General features: G+C 39.6%; 16 protein-coding genes. 14 read left to right on the plus strand and 2 right to left on the minus strand.

Annotation, left to right across the window (positions count from 1 at the left end; all coding sequences use genetic code 11):
* Positions 1–19: 19 nt before the first annotated feature.
* A complete protein-coding gene (locus tag SG0102_RS06845) occupies positions 20–1,036 on the minus strand; it encodes an IS1595 family transposase (protein WP_125119257.1) in 1,017 nt (338 codons plus the stop codon).
* Positions 1,037–1,280: 244 nt separating this feature from the next.
* Between SG0102_RS06845 and SG0102_RS06850 the strand changes: the two genes are divergently transcribed.
* The 3 genes from SG0102_RS06850 to SG0102_RS06860 all read left to right on the plus strand — a co-directional run bounded on the left by SG0102_RS06850 (position 1,281) and on the right by SG0102_RS06860 (position 4,939).
* Positions 1,281–2,150, plus strand: a complete 870-nt coding sequence (locus SG0102_RS06850) for a hypothetical protein (RefSeq protein WP_148668838.1) — start codon at positions 1,281–1,283, stop codon at positions 2,148–2,150.
* 246 nt (positions 2,151–2,396) lie between these two features.
* On the plus strand, positions 2,397–2,843 hold the full coding sequence (locus SG0102_RS06855; protein WP_125119259.1) for a DUF5688 family protein: 447 nt from the start codon (positions 2,397–2,399) through the stop codon (positions 2,841–2,843).
* Positions 2,844–3,406: 563 nt separating this feature from the next.
* Positions 3,407–4,939, plus strand: coding sequence for a 4Fe-4S dicluster domain-containing protein (locus tag SG0102_RS06860; protein WP_125119260.1), 1,533 nt, complete (start codon positions 3,407–3,409; stop codon positions 4,937–4,939).
* Positions 4,940–5,153: 214 nt separating this feature from the next.
* Here SG0102_RS06860 and SG0102_RS06865 read toward each other — a convergent pair whose 3' ends face one another.
* A complete protein-coding gene (locus tag SG0102_RS06865; protein ID WP_125119261.1) occupies positions 5,154–5,624 on the minus strand; it encodes a hypothetical protein in 471 nt (156 codons plus the stop codon).
* Positions 5,625–5,871: 247 nt separating this feature from the next.
* Between SG0102_RS06865 and abc-f the strand changes: the two genes are divergently transcribed.
* The 11 genes from abc-f (at position 5,872) to SG0102_RS06920 (ending at position 21,288) form a co-directional block, all read left to right on the plus strand.
* Positions 5,872–7,344 (plus strand): ribosomal protection-like ABC-F family protein, encoded by a 1,473-nt coding sequence (abc-f, locus tag SG0102_RS06870; RefSeq protein WP_125119262.1) that lies wholly within the window; start codon positions 5,872–5,874, stop codon positions 7,342–7,344.
* 78 nt (positions 7,345–7,422) lie between these two features.
* Positions 7,423–8,970: a hydroxylamine reductase gene (hcp, locus tag SG0102_RS06875; protein ID WP_125119263.1), complete on the plus strand. Its 1,548-nt coding sequence runs from the start codon at positions 7,423–7,425 to the stop codon at positions 8,968–8,970.
* Between the two features lie 233 nt (positions 8,971–9,203).
* Entirely contained in the window at positions 9,204–10,508 is a 1,305-nt protein-coding gene (locus SG0102_RS06880) for a fused HPr family phosphocarrier protein/2-hydroxyacid dehydrogenase (RefSeq protein WP_125119264.1), read from the plus strand.
* Between the two features lie 231 nt (positions 10,509–10,739).
* Positions 10,740–11,096: a hypothetical protein gene (locus SG0102_RS06885; RefSeq protein ID WP_125119265.1), complete on the plus strand. Its 357-nt coding sequence runs from the start codon at positions 10,740–10,742 to the stop codon at positions 11,094–11,096.
* A gap of 108 nt (positions 11,097–11,204) precedes the next feature.
* Positions 11,205–14,633, plus strand: a complete 3,429-nt coding sequence (locus SG0102_RS06890) for an ABC transporter ATP-binding protein/permease (RefSeq protein WP_162300188.1) — start codon at positions 11,205–11,207, stop codon at positions 14,631–14,633.
* 132 nt (positions 14,634–14,765) lie between these two features.
* Positions 14,766–16,409: a Na/Pi cotransporter family protein gene (locus SG0102_RS06895; protein ID WP_162300189.1), complete on the plus strand. Its 1,644-nt coding sequence runs from the start codon at positions 14,766–14,768 to the stop codon at positions 16,407–16,409.
* A 51-nt stretch (positions 16,410–16,460) separates the two neighbouring features.
* Positions 16,461–17,750 carry an MATE family efflux transporter gene (locus SG0102_RS06900; RefSeq protein ID WP_162300190.1) on the plus strand — a complete coding sequence of 430 codons (1,290 nt, stop codon included), beginning with the start codon at positions 16,461–16,463 and terminating at the stop codon, positions 17,748–17,750.
* Positions 17,751–17,811: 61 nt separating this feature from the next.
* A complete protein-coding gene (locus SG0102_RS06905) occupies positions 17,812–18,642 on the plus strand; it encodes a GNAT family N-acetyltransferase (protein ID WP_179951186.1) in 831 nt (276 codons plus the stop codon).
* A 70-nt stretch (positions 18,643–18,712) separates the two neighbouring features.
* A complete protein-coding gene (locus SG0102_RS06910; RefSeq protein ID WP_125119269.1) occupies positions 18,713–19,270 on the plus strand; it encodes a hemerythrin domain-containing protein in 558 nt (185 codons plus the stop codon).
* A 49-nt stretch (positions 19,271–19,319) separates the two neighbouring features.
* Positions 19,320–20,345 carry a nickel pincer cofactor biosynthesis protein LarC gene (gene larC / locus SG0102_RS06915; protein WP_125119270.1) on the plus strand — a complete coding sequence of 342 codons (1,026 nt, stop codon included), beginning with the start codon at positions 19,320–19,322 and terminating at the stop codon, positions 20,343–20,345.
* A gap of 67 nt (positions 20,346–20,412) precedes the next feature.
* On the plus strand, positions 20,413–21,288 hold the full coding sequence (locus tag SG0102_RS06920) for a DMT family transporter (protein ID WP_125119271.1): 876 nt from the start codon (positions 20,413–20,415) through the stop codon (positions 21,286–21,288).
* Positions 21,289–21,442: the final 154 nt, after the last annotated feature.

The following is a 21,442-nucleotide window of genomic DNA, read 5'->3' on the forward strand; positions in this document are numbered from 1 at the left end:
AATTCCATCAGCTTTATTTTTACAGATCGAATATACTATTGCTAAACTTAAATATTCTTTCTTTACTGAGCTGGCGAATGTAGAAATATTGCTGATGCTGTCTCAGCATCCCTAAAAGCTTTGTAACTTTCTCGCTGATATTAAGTTTTCTGAAATTATATTGGATCATAAATAACGAGTTATATCTATTTATATACTTTGTTGATATATTTCTATAATAGATGATTTCTGATTCAATAAATGAATGAAGTCCATTTACAGTATTCAAATGATCAGTTTTTGTATACTCATCGAGTTTTAGATGCTTTACGCCGCAATTTCGTTTTTTCAGACTCCAGTCATAAATATTGATACCATCTGTAAAGCAGTAGCTTTCTTTATCAATATGCTGACAAAATTCATAGCCATTCACGTCAGTAGGTCGACCGGTATTATAGGTGTGAATAAATGTATTTCCGCCTCGGGAAACTACGGTCATAATACATACTAGAATATCAGTTATGCCTGGTTTCGGTGCTATTGATCCATGTTTTCGAGGATCAACGCCTTCCAGCTTAGTCCCTTTATGACTCGCCAGGATGTACTTCTCATCTATTTCAGCTACATCACCTACAGAATCATTAGCTAGGATCATTTCAATGAAATGAAGTAGCTTATGACGCATTCTAAATACAGTCACATAATGCACACCGATTTTGAATGCAGTTTCGCGTAAAGCTAAACCGTTGAGTGTATCTTTAAGAACAACTTTCCACTTTGAAAGGCTCTGATGTGAATAGAAAGTTAATTGACCGGTATCCGCTACAAAGCGTTTATTACAGCTTTTACATCTATACATTTGCTTGCCACTTTTTGTGTGTCCTGCTTTGATCATTTTAGGATGTTTTTCAGGACATTTTGGGCAATGCTCTATGATAGGTGTAGACGCAGTTTCATTAGCTTCAATATACTCCTCAACCATATCAAGAATCTGTTCAATTTGAAATTGATCTAGTTTAATATTAGATAAATTAGCAGCAATGTTTTGAATTTCCATATTAATACCTCCAGGTACTATATATTTTAGCAAATATACGTATATCCTGATGTTCAATAAATCGCTTGAAAGGGATAAATACGGAGTTTATATGCGAAAGTCACTTATTTGTTAACAACACGTTAGAATTATACTATTTAGAATAGAAGCTTTATATACAGATAAGAAACCATTGGTCGATAATGCTTCAGTAGAAATAAAACGTGCATTTTGGAAAGATTTTCGATGGTTTTCATCTAATAATATGGATTGGGCAGTGGCAGAGTGCCAGCAGTATGGAACAGTTAATACGTATTTGGACTTATTGTATAGATTCCATAAAAATCGAAATCTTACACCAGAGCAATTGCTTGAAAAAATGCAACGGATTGATGTGATGGAACGAGGAAGTAATAATTCGATGACGGATTATTATTTAAAAGAATTACTAAAGCCATTACATGAGCAATACATTGAAGATCGAGATAAATGTGCAAAGATAGCGCATATTGAGATTGCATTCTTTTATCTATTGAACTGGGAAGATATGAAGTGCTTTCAAAAGGAAATAAAGCATGATCCTGAAATGTATGCAGAAATGGTCTCAGTTATATTTAGACATGATGGTGATGATCCCGAAGAAAGAAAGACAGAAGAGTTTCGTAATTATGCGAAGGTAATACATAGGTTGTTTGATATGGCAAAGTTTTGTCCATGTGAAGAAAACGGCACTGTTAGTTATGATGAGATTAAGGTGTGGGTAGATAAACTGATACGAATACTTGATTCGAATCACCAAAAAGAAATGTTTGGATATGTGTTAGGAAGGTTGTTTGCATATGCACCTAAAGCAGCTGATGGCCATTATCCATGTGAAGCAGTGTGCCAGATTATAGAGGAATATGGGGATGAATCTTTACTGAGTGAATATAGATGTGAGTTGTTCAATAAAAGAGGAATATTTAGTCCTTCAGCAGGTAGGGCAGAGAAAGACATTGCAGAAGGTTACAAAGATAATGCGGATTTTTTGAGCATTAAGTACCCGAAGACTGCTGATGTGTTTTTTAAAATGTCACAAAGATATGTATATGATTCTGATCTAGAAAGACGACGTGCCGAAAATGGATATTTTTAGAATTTAGTCTTTGAAATACAATTTGTAGAGGAAATGTAGAGATAATGTAGAGGCTATGTAGAATGTAATGCATTTTAAAGGCTGATATTATTATCATAGACAAACGTGAACGAAATCACCGGAGTGGTGACGGACTTCACGTTTGTTTTTCTTTTGCAGAAGAATTGAATATGGACATTGTAGAGAGCGTCAGCTCGTAATCAGAAGATTGCGAGTCTGGCGCTTTTTTCATGTCCGCAATTCCGGGTGACGATTCGGATCAACCAAATCAAAAACAAAAAGGAAAACAAAACTATAGATTATGAACAGTTCAAAGAACGAATCGAAGAGGATCTTCACCAGGCACTTGCTGATCATGGTATTGATGCAAACCTCAGTCAGCATCACGTTGAGAAGCTGAATGCTTCCTATGATGCACTTAGCGTCACTCCGGAGGGCAGTCACATCGGTGTGAATGCAAATCTCAGTGCCATGTTCGAGGCAATCGAGAATGGTCAGGATTACAACGAGGTAGTGTCCAGAGCATCTGAATCTATCATCGCCAGTATCGAGAACACTCCTGAGATCAATGTGGAGGATCTTACCAATTATAATGAGATGAAGAGCAAGCTGGCAATGGAAGTTGTTTCTGCTGATCGTAATGCTGAGATGCTTGAGAATGTTCCTTATGAGCAGATGGAAGCGGCAGAATAAAAATATGGTAATCATTAGGTGTCCCTTTTGACTACCGTTTTTTTATTAAAAATTAAAGAGGAGCCGGATCACTCCGACTCCTCCAAGTATGTGTCCGCAAACACATACCCCAATTGCTTTCTATTATATACTATAAGCAGGTAAAATATGCAAGCATTATATGGAATTTTTTAAGGCCTTTCTTAAAAATAAAAAAGTCAGCTCACTCAAATTAAATTGAGTGAACTGGCTCAAATACAGCTTAACTGAATGACATTGCCTGTTTATGATATCTTTTTAAAATATTATAACATAAACAAGCTACAATAGCTGTTATAAAGCAAAAAATTATTGATAAAAAAATATTCTATTAATCAGGATAATTTAAAAAAAGACTGAAATAAGTGTCGAAGCCTCGGCGGCACAGTGTCATGCCTGTATGGAAAGACGGATTGCGAAAACAGGATACCAGGTTGTGCCATCCCGAGGAGACTATCGATAGTCTCCTTTCTCTTTGATGAAAACCTTTTCAAAAAGGCGTGAAAAGGCTATAATAAAAATAGTTATCGAGGAGGTTATTTATCATGAAAGGTGTGGATACACAAAAATCGAGAATTCGTCATATGGTCTTTACGGAAGTTGCTCGTTTAGCCTATGAAGGGGGAGGACCAGAAAAACTTGATGAACTCCCCTATAAGATTATCCCAGGTGAAATTGCGACTTATCGTGATTCCATTTTCCTGGAAAGAGCGATTGTCGGTGAACGTTTAAGAGCGGCCATGGGGTTATCTTTACAGTCAATGACGGAACATGAAACATTCTCTCAGGGTGTTGATGAGAGTATGATTGCGAAAAAATATTATGAACCACCACTTATTGATATTATTAAATTTGCCTGCCATCGCTGTCCGCAAAAGCGCGTCTTTGTGACGAACGGCTGTCAGGGATGCTTGGAACATCCATGTCAGGAAGTCTGCCCAAAAGGGGCGATCTCAATGGTCAATGGTAAATCATTTATTGATCAAAGCAAATGTATCAAATGCGGCATGTGCATGAAAGCCTGCCAGTATAATGCGATTATTAAACAGGAACGGCCATGTGAAGCGGCCTGCGGGGTAGGTGCGATCTCATGTGATGAATATGGCCGTGCTGATATCGATCAGAGCAAGTGCGTCGCTTGCGGGATGTGTTTAGCCAGCTGTCCATTTGCGGCGATCGTTGATAAAGGGCAGATTTATCAGACAATCAAAGCGACACAGGGCAAAGATCCTGTTTATGCGATTGTCGCGCCAGCAATTGCCGGTCAGTTCGGAAAAGAACTGACGAATGAAAAGATGCGTGGCGCGTTCCAGGCATTAGGTTTTACCGATGTCTTAGAAGTCGCGATGGGGGCTGACTTATGTACTGTCGAAGAAGCCAAAGACTTCTTAAAAGAAGTGCCTGCAGAATTATCATTTATGGGCACCAGCTGTTGTCCGGCGTGGTCGATTATGGCGAAGAAACTCTTCCCAGATCATGCGAAAAATATTTCCATGGCCTTAACGCCAATGGTCTTAACTGCTCGTCTGTTAAAGAAATCAGAACCTAATGCGAAGATTTGTTTTGTCGGTCCATGCTTATCGAAAAAACAGGAAGCAGCCCGTAAATCAATTAAATCTTATGTTGATTTCACTTTAACGTTCGAAGAAGTTGCTGGCATGTTTGATGCCAAAGGTGTAGACTTCGCGAAGATTCCTGATGGTATGCCACTCGTTCAGGCTTCTTCCGATGGTCGTGGTTTTGCGGCTTCTGGCGGGGTCGCTAATGCCGTTGCCCATGCCATTCGTGAATTAGATCCTGATCGTGAAATCAAAGTCGCTTCTGCCGAAGGTTTAGCCGATTGTAAGAAATTAATGCGTGATGCCACGAGAGGTAAATATGATGGTTATCTGATTGAAGGGATGGCTTGCCCAGGCGGCTGTATTGGCGGCGCTGGAACACTGCAGTCAGTGATGAAGTCAACAAGATCATTGAAGACTTCTCAGAAAGAAGCAAAATTCAGTGAATCCATTGAATCTAACTTCACGAACCTGATTGAAGACCTTGAAAACTTTAATGAAGATGTCGTTGATGACTAATAGGCTGGATCTCCTTGGAGATCCAGTTTTTAAATGGCTTGTAACTGTTTATATGATTTGAAGAAAGGTTTCTATAAAGATGTCCTTACTATCGACCATTTGGCATACTATTGTCCTTGAAAAATAGGATTGTTGGATTTATGCGCTCCTGATGCATTTTTTTTAGTTCATACTAAATAAAAAGCCGTATCCCTTAAATAAGGGAATACGGCTATTAAGCTTCATAACTTAAATACACATTTTTGATTTTATTGCCATTGATCTGGAAACACATACTTTCCGTTAAATGCTTGTTAAGGGTTTTAAATTCACCAGCCATATCAGATTTTGAAATCTTTTCTACGCGGACATTGCCTGAATTGACATTCATAACGGTATAGTACTTTGTCGATGGGCTGACATAAAAGCTGTAAGTATGCTGTTTCATCTTTGGATAATACTTATCTGTCCATTTGAAGTAATCATTATAAATGGTTTCTTTGCCTTTTTTTGCATCCTTCGTAGACATTAATTTTGGATAGGTGACCGTTTCGGCACTTAATGACCACTTATTGCCTTTCACTTTAGCCCATTTTGTTCTTGTACAAATGAAATAGAGATAAGTGTCCTTTCTTTTGGCCTGCGTGTTAGCAGTCATGCTCATGAACATGGCAAGACAAGTCAGCAGTGATAATAGTTTCTTCATAATCTTTCCTTCCTTCCTTCCTTCCTTCCTTCTTTCTTATAAGGTCATTATAACACTTATAAATGATCATCTTTAGGATTATTGACATGATAAAAAATATTGACTTAAATTTAAAAATCAGTATAATAGAGCGCACGAAAGGGTGTGATATCAATGAGAATCGTAAGATACGGACATGTCGCATCTGCACACATTTAAATAAAAAGCGACATCGTCCATCACAATAACATCATAGGAGGACGAAGAAATGCCGCAAATACATATTAACCATTTAACATTTGCCTATGAAGGCAGTCAAGAAACATTATTTGAAGATTTAAATTTACATTTAAATTGTCGCGAACGTTATGGTCTTATTGGCCGTAATGGAAGGGGAAAGAGTACGCTTTTAAAGCTGATGGCAGGAATACTGCCAACAACGGCGATTACCAAAGACTGTGAAACGCGTTATTTTCCTGATGAAGTTCAAGAGGATCAGGCAGAAACGATTGAGGTTTTAAGAAGGCTTTATCCTTATAGTGAAGATTATGAATTTATGATCGAAGCGGAAGAGCTCGCTTTAGCGATGGAAAAGCTGTATCAGCCTTTTGCTTTCTTATCGGAAGGAGAAAAAATGAAAGCTTTGTTGGCGGGGGCTTTTTCTCATGATCATGATTTTTTATTGATTGATGAGCCGACCAATCATTTAGATGCTTTAGGGAGAGAGGTCATAGGGCGTTACCTGCAAAAGAAAACGGGTTTTATTTTGGTATCGCATGATCGCCATTTGCTTGATGTAAGTGTTGATCATATCATTGCCCTCAATAAAACATCCATTACTGTCACAAAAGGCAACTATTCCTCATGGCAGGATAATAAAGACAAAGAACTCGCTGATGAGTTAGCGCGCCATAAACAATTAGAAAAAGAGATCAAGCGTTTAAAGAAGGCGAGTGAAAAGACGAAAAACTGGGCAGATGCTGTAGAAAGAAGCAAGAACGGGACGAGAAATTCTGGCTTGCGCGTTGACCGTGGCTTTATCGGGCATAAGAGTGCGAAGATGATGCAGAAATCTAAAAATACGCAAGCCCGCGTTACAAAGAGTATCAAGGAGAAACAACATCTGCTGAAAGATCTAGAAAGTATAGAAACGTTAAAGTTAGCGCCCTTGGACTATGGAAATCGACCGCTTGTTGAAGGTGCTCATTTATCACTAGGGTACGGGGAGCCTTTATTTAGGCAACTTGATTTCACGATCAAGAGCGGTGATCGCTGCGTTATTGAAGGAGCTAATGGCTCTGGCAAATCGACTATCATCAAAACGATTATGGGAGAAGAGCATATCTTAGCGGGCAGCTTAAAAGTGGCTGCGGGGATCACGATTGCTTATGTACCGCAAAACACAGTTCTTACTGGCCTTTTAAAAGATTATCCACAAAGCCATCGTTTGGATTCCTCGCTCTTTTTTGCGATTTTACGCAAGATGGGGTTTCCTCGTGAGGCTTTTGAAAAAGCCTGTGATCATTTGAGTGCGGGGATGAAGAAAAAGGTTTTATTAGCCCATGCGTTTTCGCAGTCAGCGCATCTCTATATCTTTGATGAACCATTAAACTTTATTGATTTGGATTCCCGTATGCAAATTGAACAGCTAATTTTAACATATAAACCGACATTATTATTTGTCGAACATGATGTCACTTTCTGTGAGCATGTCGCCACAAAAAAGATCGTGATTTCTTAAAAAAGTTTTATTTCGTTGTTAGAAGAACGTAATTCTCTTGTGAAAGCTGATACATTTAAAGACGGAGGTACAAAATACATGGAAAATTCAATGTTTTGTTTCCAATGTCAGGAAACGTTCAAAAATACGGGCTGCGTGAAAGCTGGGGTTTGTGGTAAAAATGCGGATGTTGCGCATGCTCAGGATGTGCTGGTTTATGCCACTAAAAAATTAGCTCAGGCAGCGACTCAAAAAGAAGATGCAAGAGTGAATAAGTTAGTTGTCGAAAACTTATTTGCGACGATTACGAATGCGAACTTTGATGAAGATGATATCAATAAGAGAATTGCTGATACAAAAGCTTTATATGAAGAATTATCAGGGGAAACTTTCACTGAAGATCCTGCTTTTGTTGGGGTATTAAGTGAAAAAGATGAAGATAAACGTTCATTAAAAGAATTAATCACTTATGGTTTAAAAGGTTTAAGTGCTTATTCTTATCATGCACATGTTTTAGGTAAAGATGATGAAAGTGTTGATGCTTTCATGGTTTCTTGTTTAGCACAGTTATTAGAAGACAAGAGCGTCGATGATCTGGTTGCTTTAACATTAGAAACAGGAAAATACGGTGTTAAAGGCATGGCTTTATTAGATGCTGCTAATACCGGCACTTATGGCGCTATGGAAGCTACGGAAGTAAATATTGGGGTTCGTAATAATCCAGGGATCTTAATTTCTGGTCATGACTTAAAAGACTTAGAATTATTATTAGAAGCGACAAAAGGCACTGGCGTAGATGTTTATACTCATTCAGAAATGTTAGCAGGGAACTACTATCCATTCTTTAAGAAATATGATAACTTTGTTGGTAACTATGGCAATGCCTGGTGGAAACAGCGTGATGAATTTGAATCATTCAATGGTCCAATCTTAATGACAACTAACTGTATCGTGCCACCTAAAGCAACATACAAAGATCGTTTATGGACAACGGGTGTGACTGCTTATCCAGGAGCACATCATATTGATGAAAACAAAGATTTCACTGCCATTATTGAACAGGCAAAAACGTGTCAGCCACCAAAAGAAATTGAATCAGGCACAATCGTCGGCGGTTTCGCTCATGATCAGGTCTTCGCTTTAGCGGATAAGATCGTGGATGCAGTTAAGAGCGGTGCCATTAAGAAATTCTTTGTCATGGCTGGCTGTGATGGGCGTTCATTAGCACGCAGTTACTACAGTGATTTCGCAAAAGGTTTACCAGAAGATACAGTCATCTTAACAGCTGGCTGCGCAAAATATCGTTATAATAAATTAGGCTTAGGCGATATCAACGGTATCCCTAGAGTTTTAGATGCAGGACAGTGTAATGACTCATACTCATTAGTCTTAACAGCCTTAAAATTACAGGAAATCTTTGGCTTAGAAAGCGTTAATGATTTACCACTTGTTTTCAATATTGCCTGGTATGAACAGAAAGCTGTTATTGTCTTATTAGCGTTATTATCATTAGGTGTTAAGAATATCCACTTAGGTCCAACTTTACCAGCATTCTTATCACCAAATGTCACTAAAGTATTAGTGGACAACTTTAATATCGGTTCTATTACCACTGCTGAAGATGACTTAAAGTCATTCCTTGGTTAAGAGCTTACATAATGCATAGATGTACTTTGTATACATTTATGCATTTATTTTTTATGTAAACCCTTTTCTTAAGAAATAAAAATTTATGTGATATAATCACAAGAAATAAAATTTCTCACAAAACGTTTTTGATTGCGATAAAAAAACTTTTAGATATTACATAATTTTAAGGGATATATGAAAAGAAATGTGCTAAAATAAACGTGTAAATATTTTAGGAGGCTTAATTTAAAATGAAAGAAATTACTTACGTAGTTGACAATCCAATGGGAGTGCATGCGCGTCCAGCTGCATTATTAGCTCAGTTATGTGTGGGCTTAAAAAGTGCTGTTAGACTTGAATGCAATGGAAAGACAGCTGCCGGCAACAATGTGTTAGAAATCTTAGCTTTAGGTGCTAAAAAGGGTGATACTTTACACGTAACTGCTGAAGGTGATGATGAAGAAGCTGCAATTGCACAGGTTAATGAATTATTACATGGGGAATTCGCAGAAAAAGAAGCACCAGAAGTATTAAAGATCGCTTTCTTCGGGACAAAGGATTATGACCGTGTATTCTTTAGTGAATTAGCTAAGGAAAAAGGTCCTGGTACTTACAACTCAGAAATCAAATACTTCACAACAAGATTAACTCCAGAAACTGCTCCTTTAGCAAAAGGTTATGATGCAGTATGTATCTTCGTTAATGATGAAGCACCAAGACAGGTTGTAGAAACATTAGCTGAAGGCGGCGTTAAATTAATCTTATTACGTTGCGCAGGTTTCAACAATGTAGACTTACAGGCTGCTAAAGAATGCGGCATCAAAGTTGCTCGTGTACCAGCTTACTCTCCATATGCAGTTGCTGAACATGCAATGGCAATTATGCAGGAAGCTAACAGAAGATTAGGTAGAGCTTACAACAAAGTAAGAGATAATAACTTTGCTTTATCTGGTTTATTAGGTGTTGACTTACATAACAAAGTCTGCGGTGTTATGGGTACTGGTAAAATCGGTCAGTGCTTCGCTAGAATCGCTAAAGGCTATGGTATGACAGTCATCGGCTGGGATGCTTTCCCTAACAAGAAGTTAGAAGAAGAAGGTTTATTAACTTATGTAACTGAAGATGAATTATTAGAAAAAGCTGATTTAATCTCATTACATATGCCATTAATCATGGGTGAAGGCGGAACTTATCATAAGATCGATAAAGATGCTATCGCTAAGATGAAAGATGATGTTATGTTAGTAAACTCAGCTCGTGGACCATTAATTGATACAGAAGCTTTAATTGCGGCATTAAAAGATGGTAAATTCCATGCTGTTGCATTAGACGTATATGAAGGTGAAGATGCAAACGTTTATACAGACCGTTCTGATGAAAGATTACATTCTTCAATCACTGCACGTTTAACTATGTTCCCTAACTTAGTATTAACTTCACATCAGGCATTCTTCACAAGAGAAGCTTTACAGGCAATCGCTGTTGTCACTATGGAAAATGCTCGTAACTTCAACGAAGGTAACGATTTAGGTAACGCAGAAGTAAAAGCTAAATAATTTATTTGAAGAACAGTCTTAAGGCTGTTCTTTTTTTGCGTTAAAAGAGGTCATTACTGACCTCTCTTTAGGCTTATTTCTCACCACTTTTTAGTAATAGTTCCATTTCTTGAGCGGACTGTTTCATGCCGCGCTTGATCCAGGTTTCTAAAAAGCCATAGACGAATAGGTAAAGAATGCTTTGGCATAAGCTTCTAAGTCTTCATCTTCATCAGTGGGCATACTTGAGCGATGATTTATGCTGATCGTGATGGTGCAACGGCGCTGGTTCCGGTAGTCTTCACCTTTAGCGCCGTGGGACCTTCTTCATTTTATGGGCAGGATTGGGCCACTCTTGGAGCGGGAATCAAAACCCTGAAAGAAAGAAAAGTGGGGGCGGCGCTATTTAGTGCGATGAGCGGGCAGGTCATTACGGCTAAGGAAATCGCTGATGGTTCTTATGTGCAAAAGGTGAAGCCGATCTTTGCAGCGATGTGGGCAACGCAAAATCCCATTCCCACCGTTGTTTCTTATGGCGCTTATGAACAAGGTGCAGCCGTTTGCCGCATCGAAGCTTATTTACATAAATATATGCCATTATCTTCATAAATATGATGTACAATAAAATTATGCATCATTGTTCTTTTTTCGTTCATAAAATTGTGATAAGCTTTCCTTAATCATCTTTTGATGAACTTCAAAATAAAGGAGAAACTTATGTTAGAAATCAAAGCGATTGAGAAAGTCTATCATACTGGCAGTCTTGATCAGGTGGCTTTAAATAAAGTCAGTATTGCTTTTCGCGATAGTGAATTCGTTGCCATTCTTGGTCCTTCCGGATCGGGGAAGACGACATTATTAAATGTCATTGGCGGCCTGGACCGCTATGATGATGGTGATTTGGTCATTAATGGTGTCTCAACGAAAGAATATAAAGATCGTGACTGGGATACCTATCGTAACCATACGATTGGTTTTGTCTTTCAGTCTTATAATCTGATTGCCCATCAGAGTATTTTGTCTAATGTCGAATTGGCCCTGACAATCTCCGGCATGAGTCGTGATAAACGTACAGAAAAAGCCAAAGCAGCATTAGAGCGGGTCGGCTTAGGTGACCATATTCATAAAAAGCCAAGTGAATTATCTGGTGGACAGATGCAGCGCGTAGCGATTGCCCGGGCCCTTGTGAATGATCCGGATATTGTTTTAGCTGATGAGCCAACTGGTGCGTTAGATAGTGAAACCAGTGTCCAGATTATGGATATCCTCAAAGAGATCGCGCAGGATCGTTTGGTCGTGATGGTGACCCATAACCCGGAATTAGCGCATCAGTATGCCGAAAGAATTGTGACGATTAAAGATGGCGAAATTATCAGTGATACCAATCCCTATCAGCCGCCCAAGCATGCCCAGGTGGCGGACATGCCCAAGAAGAAAGCCTCGATGTCTTTCTTAACAGCGTTATCTTTATCGTTCAATAACTTATGGACGAAAAAAGCGCGTACCTTCTTAGTCTCTTTTGCGGGATCGATCGGGATTATTGGGATTGCGTTGATCATGGCCTTATCTTCTGGCGTCAATGCTTATATTGAAGGCTTAGAAGAAAAGACCCTGGCGCAGTATCCGATGACGATTTCCAAAACATCAATGGATTTATCGGCGATGATGGGTAATAATACCCCGCAGGCAAAGAAAGGGCAGGCGGCGGAATCGCAGACGATTTCTTCCATGCTCAACGGCTCTAGTACAAATGATTTAGCGCATTTTCGCGATTATCTGGAGAGTAATCCGCAAAATATCAAGAAGGCTGTGAATGATATTGAATACAGCTATGATTTAACGCCGACAGTCTTTCGGCAAAAGAAAGGAAAAATCATCCAGGTTCAGCCTAATAATGCTTTATCACAGCTCGGCATTGGCTCGTCGATGTCAAGCATGATGGGCTTAGGGGATACCCAGATTTTTCATGCCTTGCCGGGAAATAAAGCAATCTATCAGGATCAGTATAAAATCAAAGAAGGCAAATGGCCGACCAATAAGAATGAAGTCATAGTCGTTTTAGGACGGAAAAATACAATTAGTGATTTAACGCTCTATGGCATGGGATTACGGAATCCGGAAACCTTAGAGGCGCAGATCAAAGCCTTTCAAAAAGGGAAGACAACTAAGAAAAGCAAACCAAAAACTTACGAACTCAAATCATTTTTGAATCGCTCGTTTACTTTCCTGCCGCCAGCTGCCTTATATACTTATAACAGCAAGCAGAAAACCTGGAATGATCATTCGACAGATCAGAAACTGCTTGCCAAACAAATCAAGAAAGGCATCCACGTTAAGATTGTCGGCGTGGCATCGCCAAAGGATCAGACGGAAAATGGGATGTTAAGCTCCGGTATTTCCTATTTGCCAGAGATTGATACAACGCTTCGTGAACAGGCCAAGACTTATGATGTTGTCAAAACGCAGTTAAAACATCCTAAGATAAATATTTTTACCAATGAATCTTTTGGAAAAAGCAATGTGAAAAAAGCTTTTGATCCTTCGCATATGTTTACCATTGATGCCAAGAAGGTCTCTTCAGCGTTCCAGGTCAATAAAAACGCTGCCGGTAACTTATCGAATATGAAAATTGATCCCAGAACACTGCAGTCTTCAATCAATCCACAGGCTTTTGCGTCACTGATGCCAAAACTTGATGTCACGTCACTATTATCATCGGTGAAATTCAATCTGCCAGAAAAACAGACTCAGCAGCTGCTTACCACGATTGTGCAAGGCTATGGCGATTATCTGACAAGTCATCATATCTTAGATGAAAAGAAGCTCCAGCAGACGATGACGGATTTCTTAACATCTGATGAATTTAAGAAAGCGATGGCCAATAGCACGACGTCGAATACGAAAAGTCTGCAGGAGACGAGAAATGTGCTTTCAAAAACGATGCAGGATATTGCGAAAGGCTATTTAGCGTATGCACAAAAGCAAGCACATCCAGAGAACTTTGAAGAGAATTTCAATCATTATATGAATTCGCCGGAAGTCAATACGCTTGTAACAAGCAGCGTCAATCAGTTGACGCCAAACGCCTCACAAAATCAGTTAGATGACAAAACCATTCAGGCTGTCTCTCAAGCCTTCCGGCATTATTTGAAAAAAGCGAATTTGCCAACAAGTAAACAGTTAGGGGAAGCTTTTACAGCCTATGTACGGACGCCGAAGGTATCATCGGCAATCTCTAAGGTGGCTATGTCGGCTATTAACACAAAAGATTTAGAAAAAGCCATGCAAAAGCAAATGCAAGCTTCTTCATCGGGGATGCAAAAGGCGATGACGACAATGATGGCATCGTTAACAAAGGGGATTGCTGCGCAGATTCAAAAGAGTATGGGCGCCCTGATGAGTAATCCGTCTTCGCTCATGTCTTTTGATCCCACCGCTTTTGCGAAAGCGATCAAGATGAATTTAAGTGAACAGGATTTAAAAGCGCTGATGAATTCGCTTATGAATTCGTCAGATACAACTTATGAAGACAACTTAAAGTCTTTAGGCTATGCATCGAAAGATCAGCTCAGTACGATTACTGTTTATCCGAAAGACTTTAGCCGGAAAAAGAAAGTCGAAAAGGTTTTAGCTTCTTATAACAAAGAGATGAAAGCGCAAAAATTAAAGAAACGTGTGATTACTTATAATGATACGATGGGGCTGATGTTAAAGAACTTCACTTCCATGGTTAATACGATCAGTTATGTCTTAGTGGCTTTAGTATCAATTTCTTTAGTGGTTTCTTCGATCATGATTGGTGTCATTACTTATATCAGTGTCTTAGAGCGACGGAAAGAAATTGGTATTTTGCGGGCGATTGGCGCTTCAAAACGCAATGTAGCCCAGGTCTTCAATGCGGAAACGATTATTACGGGGGCCTTATCGGGGGTCATCGGGATCGCTATCGCGACGGCTTTAATGCCGGTGATGACGAAAATTGTCCAAACGGTTTCTAAGCGTCCGGATATTGTGACAACCTTGCCGATTCCTTACGCTTTCGGCTTAATTGTTATCAGTATCGTTTTAACATTAATAGGCGGAATCATTCCATCAAGACGGGCTTCACGCTCAGATCCAGTGAGTGCTTTACGCTCATCCGACTAAGAAATCTTAATATTCGGTAAAGAAAATTAAAAAACTTGTTAAAAATTTACATAAAATTAACATAAACCTTACAAATCTATATTATAATAAATGTGCGTCTATATTAGTGAAAGGATTCTAAGGTTAAAAATTATGAGTATTTTTAATATCGTCAACCTGCTTGGCGGGCTGGGACTTTTCCTTTTCGGGATGAACTACATGTCCGAAGGGATCAACCAGGTGGCCGGCAGTAAGATGAAGGATCTGCTTGAAAAACTGACCAGAAACAAATTCAAGGGATTCTTGCTCGGTTTATTCGTGACGTGTATTATTCAGTCATCCTCAGCGACGACAGTTATGTGTATGGGGTTCCTCAATGCGGGCATCATGGACTTGGCGCAGGCCACCGGGGTTATTCTCGGCGCTCACATTGGTACGACTATCACCGCTGTCTTAATTGCCATTGATGTTTCGGCCATCTCGACGCTGTGTATTTTCATTGGTGCCTGTTTAGTATTGTTTGCGAAAAAGCCGACAAAAGTGTATGTCGGGGAAATTATTCTCGGTTTCGGTATTTTATTCTTCGGTTTAAAATACATGTCAGGGGATCAGGCAATGGGTGTCTTAAAAACCAATGCGGCTTTTAAACACTTTATCACCACCGCGAACAACCCAATTATCGGTTTAGTGGTAGGGACTTTGATGTGTTCTGTCTTACAGTCATCTAGTGCTTCCATTGGGGTTTTACAGGTGCTCGCGTTACAGGGCTTAATGCCAATGGACTTTGCCATCTATTTAATTATCGGTGTCAATGTTGGTAGTGCGATGCCATTATTCTTATCTTCGATTGGTGCCAAAACCGGGGCGCGTCGCGCGGCGATTGTTTACTTCGTCTTTGACGTGGTCGGGATGCTGATCTTTACGCCAATTGCGTTATTAACGCCATATACGTCTTGGATCACATCATTGACAGCTAATGGCTCGGTTCAGGTCGCGATTGGTCATATTATTTTCAAGGTTGTCACAGCGCTTGTCTTATTACCATTCGTTAATCAGATCGTGGCCTTCGCATCACGGGTTATTCCAGCACGTGAACACGAATCAAACTTACGTTTCATGTATATCGATACCAAATTATCTGATAATACATCGATTGCTGCGCAGGTAGAACAGGAAGTGACCCGTATGATCAATGCGGTGCGTCAGAACTTCGTCGATGCCTGTGAAGCGTTCTTAACGAAAGATGTGTCAAAAGCACCGCAGATTCGTGAACGGGAAGAGCTGATTGACTGGCTCAACGAGAATATTACCAACTTTATGATCACCATCAATGCCCGTCCATTGCCAAATGAAAGCGCGGCTTATGTCGGACGACTCTTCCATGTCTTAATTGACTTAGAACGTATTGGTGACCATGCGGTCAATATTCTGGAAAAAACGGAAACAACGATTAACGATCATCTCGATTTTTCAGACTACTCGTCAGAAGAATTCAGAGCGCTTTATGACAATGTCATCATTTTGTTTGATGAATCGGTCAAATCTCTTCGTAAAGATAAGATCTTCGAAGAAGAAAAGAAAGGCTTACTGAATTTACGAAACTTCATTCGTGATTTAAATGAAGATGCATTAGACAATCACATTGAACGATTAAGAGAACATAAGTGTCATACCGAATCCGGTGTCATCTTTACTAAGTTATTACAGGACTTAGAAAGAACTGGTGACCATGCTTACAATATTTCAAAAGCTGGTCGCGATGACCGTGTCCTCATGAACAATCGTTACATTTCCTAAACTTCGCTTTTCGCGGAGTTTTTCTTATGTTATCCTGAAATGGAGGTTTTCATGAAAGAATACTTACGTTACATTTCATCTAATATTATGGCTATGATTGGCATTTCTTTATATGTCTTAGCCGATACTTATTTTATCGCCTTAGGTGTAGGCTCGCAGGGGTTAACCGCCCTCAATCTGGCGTTGCCGTTTTTCAATGTCATGAGTGCAACCGGCTTTATGTGCGGAGTCGGCGGCAGCACCCGCTACGCGCTCTTTCGCGAAAGTGAAACCCGCAAAGCCAATACCATTTATTCCACGACGGTCCTCTTTGGGATTATCTTAGGCATCATAATGATCGTGATCGGGCAGCTGTTTCATGATCAGCTGGCGTATTTAGTTGGGGCGAGAGGCCGCATTCTGACAATGACATCAACTTACATTCAAACCGTTACAATGTTTGCCCCAGCTTTTATTCTTAACTATACTACTGAGAACTTTATCAAAAATGATCAGGCCCCTGGCTTAGCGATGAGCGCGAGTCTGATTGGCAACTTCGCCAATATCGTTTTAGATTATATCCTGATCTTTCCGATGCATATGGGGATGCGTGGAGCAGCGTTGGCGACGGGCATGGCACCATTAATTTCTTTAACCCTTTATGGCACTTATATGGTGAAAAAAAAGGGAACCTTAAAGATTGTCAAAGGTTATTTGTATCAGGAAATCAAACATATCTTCCTATTAGGCTTTCCTGCTTTCTTTAATGAATTAGCCAATGGCTTAATTATCTTAGTCTTTAATGCTTTACTCTTACATTACAGCGGGAGCTTAGCTGTCGCGGCCTATGGCATCGTCACCAATGTCTCAATCATTATTATCTGTATTTATAATGGTCTAGCCCATGGCTCTCAGCCCTTATGGAGTCGTTATTTTGCCCGTCAGGATGCGCATCAATATCGCGCTATAACCCGCTATGCTTATCGCTCTTTAGCGGTGATGGCCATCTTTTTATACCTGGTTATTTACGCTTTTACCGGCGTCATTGTGGCCGCTTTTAACAGCCAGCAGGTCGCCAGTTTGACGACTTTAAGTATAACAGGCATGCATCTGTATTTTATTGGCATTTTCTTTATGGGTTTCAATATCCTCACGATCATGTATCTTATTACTCAGCAGAAAAGCTCTCCAGCTCATATCATTTCTTTAGGAAAGGGGTTATTCCTCGTTTTACCGGTTGCTTTTGTCATGGCATTTCTTTTCAAAGTGCCGGGAATCTTTTTAGCGATGCCCATCACAGAAGGTATAATGAGTCTCTATAGTTTGTATCAAATCAGGAAAAAAACAAAAATAAGAACCTAAATTTCCTATTTAAAGAGATATCTCTTTGTGATATGATAGGACAAATGAAGGAGGCATCCTGATGGATTTAAGTCAAAAAGCCTATATCAATATGATTGAAGAGATTTCTCTTAATGCCTGGCCGTCTCATAAGATTGAACTCTATGATGGCTGGCTCTTACGTTTTTCACATAACTATACCCATCGTACCAATTCCGTTTCTCAGGTTGGTGTTTCCCATATTGATGTGGAAGATAAAATTACCTACTGTGAACAGGTGTATGAGATGTGGCATACGCCGGTGATCTTTAAGATCAGTCCGCTCATTGATCCGTCTTTTGATGAACTCTTAGCGAAAAAAGGCTATGAAATTGAACATATCACCGAAAACCTCGTCATGGATTTACAGGATTTCCGTCCTTTTCCCGTGGAACATGTAGAATATGAATTTTATGGCCGTAATTCCAATTTGCCATCGATTGTCTCTTATCCGGGTAATATTATTGTCCAGCTGCGCGATCGGATCACTGATGACTGGATGCATGGACTCTTTAACTTAAACGGTACCACCAATCCGACATTACGTCGTATTGTCCCTTCGATGTACCATGCGATTCCGAAAGAAACGATCGTTGCCAGCATCGAAATTGATGGCCGGATGGTCGCGAGCGGTCTAGGTATTTTGGATCGTGATCATGTCGGTGTTTATGCGATCTATGTTGATCCCTCATGTCGTAAAAAGCATTTTGCCCGCGCGATCGTATCTACGATTATTGCGGAAGCGCAAAAGAAGGGCTATCATCATGCCTATCTTCAATGCGTTCAAGGCAATGCCATCGCTCGTCATCTCTATGAATCCTTAGGCTTTCATCATTTATATAATTACTGGTTCCGAGTCAAAAAAATGTATTAACGTTGTTTAAACAACGTTTTTTATTTTCCTCATCCGTATAATAGTCTTTGTTTTACAAAGGAGATATACAATGGAAGCTATTTCAATTATGATGGAAGACCATCGCAATATACGTCGTATGACGAGCGTGATGAATAGAATCATCACTTCAATTCGCAATACTAAAGAAGTTAATGAACAGGATTTAAGAGATGTCGTTGATTTCTGTCGCGGTTATGCTGATGAACATCACCATGCAAAAGAAGAAAAGATCTTATTCCCAGAATTATTAAAAATTGATTTCGATAACTTTGATGGCATGATCAATCATGTCATGCTTGTCGAACATGATGAAGGCCGTAAACATGCCACCGGGATTGAAACGAACCTTAATAAGTATTTAGAAACCCAGGATGAAAAATACTTAAGCGGGATTATCATTGAACTTTCTTACTATATTCAGACATTAAACGAACATACCGAAAAAGAAGATGAATGTTTATATGTTTTTGCGGAAAATGCTTTACCAGCATCCAGCAAAGAATACGTTGATGCCTTAACGAAAGAAAAACAGCAGGCGGATATCGATGCGAAAATCGTTGAACATTATTTAACAATATTAGAAAGATTAGAGAAAACTTACGCTTAATTTGTACAAAAGTTAGGAATCAAGTATAATGATTTAGAGGTGAGTGAAAATGAAATCATTATATTTTGATTGTGCGATGGGTGCAACCGGAGAACTGCTTGATGCCTCATTACTAGAACTTTTTGATGATCGCACACAGATTCTTGCCACGATCAATGAAAAGATTGCGCCTTTTGCAGTGATCCAGGCCAATAATATTGTCACCGCTGGGATCAATGGCACAACCATCGCTGTGGATGTCAATCCAGAAGAGCGGAATCACCACGTTCATTTAAGTGAGATCTATGATCTGGTGCAGTCACTTGATTTTGAAGAACATATCTTAGAACAAACCTGTGAAGTGATCAGTCTGATCACGGATGCCCAGGCGCGTCTGAGTCAAAGTGATGCTCATGAGTTAGCTTTTAATAAAGCTGCCATCCTTTATACCATCGCCGAAAGCGTCAGTGCTTTTTATATGATCGCACAGTTAGCGCCGTCCCATATCTTTTCCTCAGCGATTGCGACTGGCTATGGCGTGCAGGGGCATTTCCCCGTACCGGCGCCCGTTACGGCCTATATTCTGACCGATGTACCGATTCAAAGCGGCCGCATTGAAGGGGAACTGACCAGCTTTACCGGCGCGGCTATTTTGAAAGCCTGCGTGGAAGACTATGGCCCAATGCCGTTAACGATTGTCAAACGCATCGGCTACGGCATTCGTGATAAAGATGGGGAGATCTATACCTGCTTACGTTCGCTCTTTGGCGAGATAGTCAATCAGGAAGATTCGATTATGATTTCTGCTCATATTGAGAATATGACCGATGATTCTATTGGCGTAATGATGAAATCACTCTATGACCATGGCGCCAAAGCGATCTCTACGTATACGACGCAAGAGACGCAGCCTTATTTCACAATTCGTGTGGTCGGTAAAGAAAAAATCAAAGATCATTTGATTGAAGATCTCTTCTCACATTCTTTAACCAATACGGTTTATGAAAATAAAGCGTATATCCGGATTGCCCATCACCGAGCGGATCTTTTACTCGACCATACAGCGCCTTTGCACAATCGCAAAAAAACCATTTAATCCAGCTTAACGGCTGGATTTTTATTTTTCCCGGACTATAATAGATAGGGCAAGTGAGGTAATATTAATGGAAAGAAAAGGAATGTTTTACAGTATCGCTTCAGCGGTTATCTTTGGCTTTATGCCATTACTGACAAAAGTGGCTTATCAGGGCGGGGCTAATGCCGTCACGGCGGCGAGCAGTCGCTACTTGATGGGGTCACTTATTTTGTTAATCATTTTAAAAATCACGAAAACCCGTCTTAAGATTACCAAAGAAGAGGGGAAGGCGCTCTTACGATTATCAATTTTCATGGCTTTAACACCATTGCTGCTATATAGTTCTTATCAATATATTGATTCCGGGTTATCAACAACTTTACACTTTACCTATCCGGTCTTTGTGATTTTACTTTCCTTGATTCTTTATAAAAACAAAATGCGTCATAAACAATCTTTAGCCACATTATTATGTATGAGCGGGATCCTTTGTTTGTATAATCCATCAGGACAGATCAGTCTTTTTGGAATGGCTATCGCTTTAGCTTCCGGCTTAGCTTATGCCTTTTATATCTTATTTTTAGGACGCTCCCATTTAGATCGTTTACCAACCTTAACAACAGCCTTTTATATTACCTTATTATCAGGCCTAGAATTACTTATCTTCGCCTTATTAACCGGCACTTTTGTCTATCGCTTAACGCCAACAGCTTACGTTGCGGAAGCGGCTTTAGGCCTTTTAATGAGCGTGATTGCCTTAACTTTCTTTCAAAAAGGAGTTTTCTTATGCGGTGATGTCAAAGCCTCCCTCTTAAGTACTTTTGAACCTATTACCTCAACCTTTGTCGGGATGCTTTTCTTAGGGGAAAGATTAACACCGCTCGCTTATGTGGGCATGGTCTGTATCCTTATTTCCACCATTATTCTGGTATTACCAGATCGCCTGCGTGTGCGAGAGGCTTAAGACTTTGTATCCGGCAAAGTCTTTTTTTATACAAGAAATAAAGTTGAGAATGGTAATATAAAATATTATTATCGGAAAAATAAAATATAATATGTCGTAAAAAATAAATATCTGATTTTATTGAATTTAGCGGATGTCATGCATCCTTTCACAT

The sequence above is a fragment of the Intestinibaculum porci genome, assembly GCF_003925875.1.
Classification (GTDB): domain Bacteria; phylum Bacillota_I; class Bacilli_A; order Erysipelotrichales; family Coprobacillaceae; genus Intestinibaculum; species Intestinibaculum porci.

Coding starts and splice junctions, on each gene's coding strand:
- SG0102_RS06890 (WP_162300188.1), top strand. CDS start 11,205: ATGTTAGAAATCAAAGCGATTGAGAAAGTCTATCATACTGGCAGTCTT.
- SG0102_RS06895 (WP_162300189.1), top strand. CDS start 14,766: ATGAGTATTTTTAATATCGTCAACCTGCTTGGCGGGCTGGGACTTTTC.
- SG0102_RS06850 (WP_148668838.1), top strand. CDS start 1,281: ATGGATTGGGCAGTGGCAGAGTGCCAGCAGTATGGAACAGTTAATACG.
- hcp (WP_125119263.1), top strand. CDS start 7,423: ATGGAAAATTCAATGTTTTGTTTCCAATGTCAGGAAACGTTCAAAAAT.
- SG0102_RS06865 (WP_125119261.1), bottom strand. CDS start 5,624: ATGAAGAAACTATTATCACTGCTGACTTGTCTTGCCATGTTCATGAGC.
- SG0102_RS06910 (WP_125119269.1), top strand. CDS start 18,713: ATGGAAGCTATTTCAATTATGATGGAAGACCATCGCAATATACGTCGT.
- SG0102_RS06900 (WP_162300190.1), top strand. CDS start 16,461: ATGAAAGAATACTTACGTTACATTTCATCTAATATTATGGCTATGATT.
- SG0102_RS06905 (WP_179951186.1), top strand. CDS start 17,812: ATGGATTTAAGTCAAAAAGCCTATATCAATATGATTGAAGAGATTTCT.
- SG0102_RS06860 (WP_125119260.1), top strand. CDS start 3,407: ATGAAAGGTGTGGATACACAAAAATCGAGAATTCGTCATATGGTCTTT.
- abc-f (WP_125119262.1), top strand. CDS start 5,872: ATGCCGCAAATACATATTAACCATTTAACATTTGCCTATGAAGGCAGT.
- SG0102_RS06920 (WP_125119271.1), top strand. CDS start 20,413: ATGGAAAGAAAAGGAATGTTTTACAGTATCGCTTCAGCGGTTATCTTT.
- SG0102_RS06880 (WP_125119264.1), top strand. CDS start 9,204: ATGAAAGAAATTACTTACGTAGTTGACAATCCAATGGGAGTGCATGCG.
- SG0102_RS06845 (WP_125119257.1), bottom strand. CDS start 1,036: ATGGAAATTCAAAACATTGCTGCTAATTTATCTAATATTAAACTAGAT.
- SG0102_RS06885 (WP_125119265.1), top strand. CDS start 10,740: ATGATTTATGCTGATCGTGATGGTGCAACGGCGCTGGTTCCGGTAGTC.
- larC (WP_125119270.1), top strand. CDS start 19,320: ATGAAATCATTATATTTTGATTGTGCGATGGGTGCAACCGGAGAACTG.